This is a genomic window from Micromonospora sp. NPDC047730 (assembly GCF_043204765.1).
Lineage (GTDB): Bacteria > Actinomycetota > Actinomycetes > Mycobacteriales > Micromonosporaceae > Micromonospora.
On record NZ_JBIDCU010000050.1, the window covers coordinates 1 to 7,343 of the forward strand.

3 protein-coding genes are annotated in these 7,343 nt (G+C 74.9%); all 3 read left to right on the forward strand.

The window, feature by feature from the left end; genetic code table 11:
- Positions 1-1,152, forward strand: a 1,152-nt coding sequence (locus ACGF5G_RS35475) for a KR domain-containing protein (protein WP_393271246.1), incomplete at its 5' end; no start/stop codon positions are given.
- Positions 1,153-1,276: 124 nt separating this feature from the next.
- Positions 1,277-2,170 carry a metallophosphoesterase family protein gene (locus ACGF5G_RS35480; RefSeq protein WP_393271250.1) on the forward strand — a complete coding sequence of 298 codons (894 nt, stop codon included), beginning with the start codon at positions 1,277-1,279 and terminating at the stop codon, positions 2,168-2,170.
- Positions 2,171-2,511: 341 nt separating this feature from the next.
- The coding region (locus tag ACGF5G_RS35485; RefSeq protein WP_393271248.1) for a beta-ketoacyl synthase N-terminal-like domain-containing protein at positions 2,512-7,343 on the forward strand (4,832 nt) is incomplete at its 3' end.

The following is a 7,343-nucleotide window of genomic DNA, read 5'->3' on the forward strand; positions in this document are numbered from 1 at the left end:
TCGGGGGCGCGGGTGACGATCGCGGCGTGCGACGTGGCCGACCGGGACGCCCTCGCCGGGCTGCTGGCCGAGCTGGGCGAGCCCGTCCGCGCCGTGATCCACGCCGCCGGGGCGGCGCAGTCCACCCCGCTCGCCGAGATGACCGCCGACGAGCTGGCCCACGTCCTGCGGGCGAAGGTCGACGGTGCGGCGAACCTGGACGAGCTGCTGCCGGACGACGCGCTGGACGCGTTCGTGGTGTTCTCGTCGATCGCCGGGGTGTGGGGCTCGGCGGGGCAGGCCGGCTACGCCGCCGCCAACGCGTACCTCGACGGCCTGGTGGCGCGCCGGCGCGCCCGGGGCGCGGCCGGCACGGCGGTGGCCTGGGGCCCCTGGGCCGGCGCGGGCATGGCCCACGGCGAGCAGCAGGAGCAGCTCGGCCGTCGCGGGTTGCCAGCGCTGGCACCGGAGCTGGCGGTCGCCGCGTTGCAGGCCGCGCTGGACCGCGACGACACATCGGTCGTCGTCGCCGACGTGGCCTGGGACCGGTTCGCCGCCTCGTTCACCGCACTGCGCCCCAGCCCACTGCTGGGCGGCATCCCCGAGGCCCGGACGACCGACCGCCAGGAGACCGCGCCGTCGGACGCGGGCGCGCCGCAGGCGCTGCGCGACCGGTTGGCAGCAGCAGGCGGCGCCGAGCGGGAGCGCATCCTGCTCGACCTCGTACGCCACAGCGCGGCCACGGTCCTCGGCCACCGCACCCCGGCCGCGATCCGGGCCGGGCGGGGCTTCCTGGAACTCGGCTTCGACTCGCTCACCGCCGTCGAGCTGCGCAACCGGCTCACCGCCGAGACCGGCCTCGCCCTGCCCACCACCCTCGTCTTCGACCACCCGACGCCGGCGGCCCTCGCCGACCACCTGCGCGCCGAGCTGGCCCCCGCCGCCCCGGCCACCCCGGTCGTCGCCGAGATCGACCGGCTGGACCAACTGCTGCGCACGGCCCCGGCCGAGCAGCGCGACGACGCGGAGATCACCCGCCGGCTGGAGGACCTGCTCTCCCGGTGGCGGGCCGCCAGCCGGCCGGCGCCCGCGAGCGACCCGGCCGACGACCTGGCGGACGCGAGCGAGGACGACATCTTCGACATCATCCAGCGGGAGTTCGGCAAGTCCTGACCGTCGCCCGCCCTAGGGGTGGGCCGGTCGCATCTAGGGGTGTGCGCCGCCTGTCGGGCTCCGTAGGGTCGGAGCCCGACAGGCGGATGCCGTCCGCGCCGGTGCGCGCGGACGGGCGGTGGGGGTGCACGCGGGTGCCCGGAGGGACGGGAGGTTCCGTGTGACCGGCTCCCACGGCCGCCAGCTGCTCGCGATCAGCGACCTGCACGTCGTGTACGCGGAGAACCGCGCGCTCGTCGAGGCCATGCGCCCGAACAGCGACGACGACTGGCTGATCGTCGCCGGCGACGTCGGCGAGTTCGTCGCCGACATCGAGTGGGCGCTCGGCCTGCTCCGGGACCGCTTCGCCAAGGTGGTCTGGGCGCCCGGCAACCACGAGCTGTGGACGCCCCGCGACGACCCGAACCAGCTGCGCGGCGAGGCCCGCTACCGGCACCTCGTGGAGCTGTGCCGCCGCCTCGGCGTGGTCACCCCCGAGGATCCGTACCCGGTGTGGGACGCCGACGGCGACCCCGTCCTGATCGTCCCGCTCTTCGTCGGGTACGACTACACGTGGCGGCCCCCCGGCACGTACACCCGGGAGCAGGCCCTCGCCCGGGCGCACGAGACGGGCGTCGTCTGCACCGACGAGATCCTGCTGCACCCGGACCCGTACCCGAGCCGGGACGCCTGGTGCCGGGCGCGGGTGATCCAGACCGAGCGGCGGCTCGACGCGGAACGCGGCGGGCTGCCCACCGTCCTGGTCAACCACTACCCGCTGGTCCGCGAGCCGACCCGCATCCTGCGCTACCCCGAGTTCGCCCAGTGGTGCGGCACCGACCTCACCGCGGACTGGCACCTGCGCTACGACACCCGCGTCGCCGTCTACGGCCACCTGCACATCCCCCGCACCACCTGGTACGACGGGATCCGGTTCGAGGAGGTCTCCGTCGGCTACCCGCGCGAGTGGCGACGCCGCGCCAACCCGCCGGGACAACTCCGGTCGATCCTGCCGGCCCCCGCCCGGCGCCCCGCCTGACCACCCCTCCAACGGGCGGCGCCGCGTGTCGCCGCGACCCGCTCCGGCCTGCGCTTATTCGGTCTGCCCGGCGGCCCGCGCGCCCGGCTGAATGAGGGGTCCGTAGGGGTTGGGCCGCAGATCAGCGCTCAGTACCGTCCACACACGGTGGCGGTCAGGTGCCGGCATTGCGGGGTCTGACGGTGCGGTGGCGTGCGCGTGATCAGCGGTGAGGAAACACATTGAAGCGCTAGGTGGTTCTCTCGCCATCGGTCCTCTCCGGTCAATTACGCCGAGTCGAATCGATGGCTTGCTCAATGTTCGGCGGAATTGATCGGTAGCAAGCTCCGGGCGGGTGGGTCATGGCGGACGACGAAAAGCTCCTCGAACACCTGAAGTGGGTGACCACCGAGCTCCGCCAGGCGCACCGGCGCCTGCGGGAACTGGAGAGCTCCGAGCCGGAGCCGATCGCCATCGTGGGCATGGCGTGCCGGTTCCCCGGCGGGGTGGGCTCACCCGAGGAACTGTGGGACCTGGTGGCCGCCGGTGCGGACGCGACCGGGACGTTCCCCGACGACCGCGGCTGGGACCTGGCGGCGCTGTACCACCCGGACCCCGACCACCCCGGCACCTCGTACAGCGACCGGGGCGGCTTCCTGCGCGACGCCGGCCACTTCGACCCGACGCTGTTCGGGATCTCCCCGCGCGAGGCCCTCGCCATGGACCCGCAGCAGCGGCTGCTGCTGGAGACCACGTGGGAGGTGTTCGAGCGCGCCGGCATCGACGCGAACTCGCTGCGCGGCAGCCGCACCGGCGTCTTCGTCGGCACCGCCGGTCAGGACTACGCCACCGTGCTCCGCCGCCTCCCCGAGGGTGCCGAGGGGTACGTGCTCACCGGCACCGCCGCCAGCGTCATCTCCGGCCGACTCGCCTACTCGTTCGGCCTCGAAGGGCCGGCCGTCACCATCGACACCGCCTGCTCCTCGTCCCTGGTCGCCCTGCACCTGGCCAGCCAGGCCCTGCGTGACGGCGAGTGCGGCCTCGCCGTGGCCGGCGGCGTCAGCGTCATGGCCACCCCCGGCGGCTTCATCGAGTTCTCCCGCCAGCGCGGCCTCGCCTCCGACGGGCGCTGCAAGGCGTTCTCCGCCGACGCCGACGGCACCGGCTGGTCCGAGGGCGTCGGCATGCTGCTCGTCGAGCGGCTCTCCGACGCCCAGCGCAACGGGCGGCGCATCCTTGCCGTCATCCGGGGCAGCGCCGTCAACCAGGACGGCGCCAGCAGCGGCCTCACCGCCCCCAACGGCCCCGCCCAGCAGCGCGTCATCCGCCAAGCCCTGGAGAACGCCCGCCTCGCCCCCGCCGATGTCGACGCCGTCGAGGCGCACGGCACCGGCACCCGGCTCGGCGATCCGATCGAGGCGCAGGCGCTGCTCGCGACGTACGGGCAGGACCGACCCGCCGACCGCCCACTGTGGCTCGGTTCGCTGAAGTCGAACATCGGGCACACCCAGGCCGCCGCCGGCGTCGCCGGGGTCATCAAGATGGTGCAGGCGATGCGGCACGGGCTGCTCCCCGCGACCCTGCACGTCGAGACCGCGTCCCCGCACATCGACTGGTCGGCCGGCGCCGTCTCGCTGCTCACCGAGGCGCGGCCGTGGGCCGACGCGGACGACCGGCCCCGGCGGGCCGCGGTCTCCTCGTTCGGCATGAGCGGCACCAACGCCCACCTCATCCTGGAGCAGGCGCCCGAGCCCACGGCCGAGCCCGCTGCCGAGCCCGCCCCGCGCGCGCTCCCGGTGGTTCCGGTGCTGCTCTCGGCCGCGCAGGCCGCCGCCCTGCCGGCCCAGGCCGAGCGGTGGGCGGCCGCCCTCGCCGCCGAACCGGACCTGCGCCCGCTCGACCTGGCCTTCTCGTCGGTGGTCGCCCGGGCGGCCCTGGACCACCGGGCCGTGGTCGCCGCCGCGGGCCGGGACGACCTGCTGGCCGGGCTGCGTGCGCTGGCGGCCGGTGAGCCGTCCGGCGCGGTGGTCGCCGGCCAGGCCGGAGACCGGGGCTCGCTCGCGGTGCTGTTCTCCGGCCAGGGGGCCCAGCGCGCCGGGATGGGCCGCGAGCTGTACGAAACCTTCCCCGTCTTCGCGTCGGCGCTGGACGAGGTGTGCGGGCACCTGGACCGGGTGTTGCCGCAGCCGCTTCGTGAGGTCCTGTTCGCGCCCGACGGCTCGCCGGAGGCGGGCCTGCTGGACCAGACCGTGTTCACCCAGGCCGGGCTGTTCGCCGTCGAGGTGGCGCTGTTCCGCCTCGTGGAGTCGTTCGGGGTCGTGCCGGACTTCGTGGGCGGCCACTCGGTCGGGGAGATCACGGCCGCGTACGTGGCCGGGGTACTGACGCTGAAGGACGCGTGCGCCCTGGTCGCGGCCCGCGGCAAGCTGATGCAGGCGTTGCCGGCCGGCGGCGGGATGCTGGCGGTGAACGCGCCCGAGGCCGAGGTGCTGGCCTCGCTGGACGGGCTGACCGACCGGCTGGGCATCGCGGCGGTCAACGCCCCGTCCGCCGTCGTCGTCTCGGGTGCGGTGGAGGCCCTGGACGAGGTGGAGCGGGCCTGGCGGGACCGGGGCGTCCGGACGCGGCGGCTGACGGTCAGCCACGCGTTCCACAGCCCGCTGATGGAGCCGATGCTGGCGACGTTCCGCCGCATCCTCGGCAAGCTGACGTTCTCCGCCCCGACGCTGCCGATCGTGTCCAACCTGACCGGAGCCCTCGCGGACCCGGAGGAGATCCGCACCGTCGACTACTGGGTCCGGCACGTCCGCGAGGCCGTCCGGTACGCCGACGGGATCGCCGCCCTGCGCGCGGCCGGCGCCGACACGTTCCTGGAGATCGGCCCGCAGAGCGTCCTCACCGCGCTGACCGGCGACATCCTGCCCGGCGACGACGACGTGCTCGCCGTCGCCGCCCAGCGCAAGGACCGGCCCGAGGCATACGCCCTGCTCGTCGCCCTCGGCGACCTGCACGTCCACGGCGTCCCCGTCACCTGGCAGGCGTGGTTCGCCGACACCTCCGCGGCGTGGGTGGACCTGCCGACGTACGCGTTCCAGCGGGAGCGGTTCTGGCCCGAGGTGGGGTCGTGGCGGGTCGGTGACGTCTCCGGTGCGGGTCTCGGGGTTGCCGGTCATCCGCTGCTGGGTGCGGCGGTGCGTCTGGCGGGTGACGACGAGGTGGTGTTGACGGGCCGGTTGGCGTTGTCGTCGCATCCGTGGTTGGGCGATCACGTGGTGTCGGGTGCGGTGGTGGTGCCGGGCACGGCTCTGGTGGAGTTGGTGGTGCGGGCCGGCGACGAGGTGGGTTCGTCGCGGGTGCGGGAGTTGACGATTGCGGCGCCGTTGGCCCTGCCATCGTCGGGTGGCGTGCGGGTGCAGGTGCGCGTCGGCGCGGCGGAGGGGTCCGGGGCGCGCCAGGTGACGGTGCACTCGCAGCCGGAGGAGGACGTCGAGGCGGAGTGGGTCCGGCACGCCGAGGGTGTGCTGGAGCCGGCCGCCGCCGAGGAGCCGACCGTCGGTGCCTGGCCGCCGGCCGGGACGTCCGAGGTGGAACTGGCCGGCTGGTATCCGACCTTCGCGGAGCACGGGCTCGCGTACGGGCCGGTGTTCCAGGGCTTGCGGCGGGTGTGGGCCGGCGACGGCGAGGTGTACGCCGAGGTGGCCCTGCCCGACCAGGCGGCGGGCGACGCGACGGGATTCGGGGTGCACCCGGCGCTGCTGGATGCCGCCCTGCACCCGATCGGGCTGCTCGACGCCGGGACCGGTTCCGGTCCGCGGGTGCCGTTCGCGTTCGAGGGTGTGCAGGTGCACGCGTCGGGTGCGTCCGTGTTGCGGGTGCGGTTGACCCGTGCGGGTTCCGGGGTGCGTCTGGTGGCGGTGGACGGGTCGGGTGCGCCGGTGGTGTCGGTGGACTCGCTCGTGTTGCGGGAGATGGGCGCGGCGTCGGCCCCGGCCGGGACCGACCGGTCGCTGTTCGAGGTGTCGTGGCGGGCCGAGGACGTGACCCCGGCCGGGGACGTCTCGGGTTGGGCGGTGCTGGGCGACGCCGAGCTGCCGGGTGTGCCGGTGTTCGGGGACGTGGCGGCGCTGGTCGCGGCCGTCGAGGCCGGCAAGGGCACCCCGGACCGCGTGCTCCTTCCGGTGCCCACCGTCTCCGGCGTGGCGGTTCCGGCTGCAGTGCGATCGGTGACGACCGAGGTGTTGGCGGTGGTGCAGTCGTGGTTGGCTGCCGAGTCGCTGGCGGACGTGCGGCTGGTGGTGGTGACGCGGGGCGCGGTGGTGGCCCGCGACGAGGACCGGGTGGCGGATCTGGCGGGTGCGGCGGTGTGGGGTCTGCTGCGGTCGGCGCAGTCGGAGCACCCGGACCGGATCGTCCTGGCCGACCTCGACCGGGAGCCGGACGCCGACGCGCTGGCCGTGCTCGCCGCCGTGGCCGACGACCCGGCCCCCACCGGCGGTCAGCTGGCGATCCGTGAGGGCGCCGTGTTCGTACCCCGGCTTGCGCGCCTCACCGGCGCGGAGCTGGTACCCCCGGCGACGGGCCTCTGGCACCTCGCGCCCGTCAGGCCCGGAACGCTGGACGGCATCGACCTGGTGCCCGCCCCGGCGGTGAAGCTCGGCCCGGGCCAGGTACGGATCGCCGTCCGCGCCACGGGTGTGAACTTCCGGGACGTGTTGATCGCCCTGGGCATGTACCCGGACCCGGCCGCCAGGATGGGCAGCGAGGGCGCCGGCGTCGTGCTGGAGGTCGGCCCCGGCGTCGACGGCCTGGTCCCCGGCGATCGGGTGATGGGCATGTTCGAGCCCGGCTTCGGCCCCCAGGCCGTGGCCGAACGGGAGCGGATCGCGAAGATCCCCGCCGGCTGGTCGTTCGCCCAGGCGGCGTCCGTCCCGCTCGTCTTCCTGACGGCGTACTACGCGTTGCGTGATCTGGCCGGTTTGCGACCGGGGGAGTCGGTGCTGGTCCACTCGGGTGCGGGTGGGGTCGGTATGGCGGCGATCCAGCTCGCCCAGCATTTCGGTGCGACGGTGTACGCGACCGCCAGCCCTGGTAAGTGGGGTGTGCTGCGTGGTTTGGGTGTGGCGGGGGAGCGGATCGCGTCGTCGCGGTCGACGGAGTTCGAGCAGGCGTTCGCGTCGGCGTCGGGTGGCGCGGG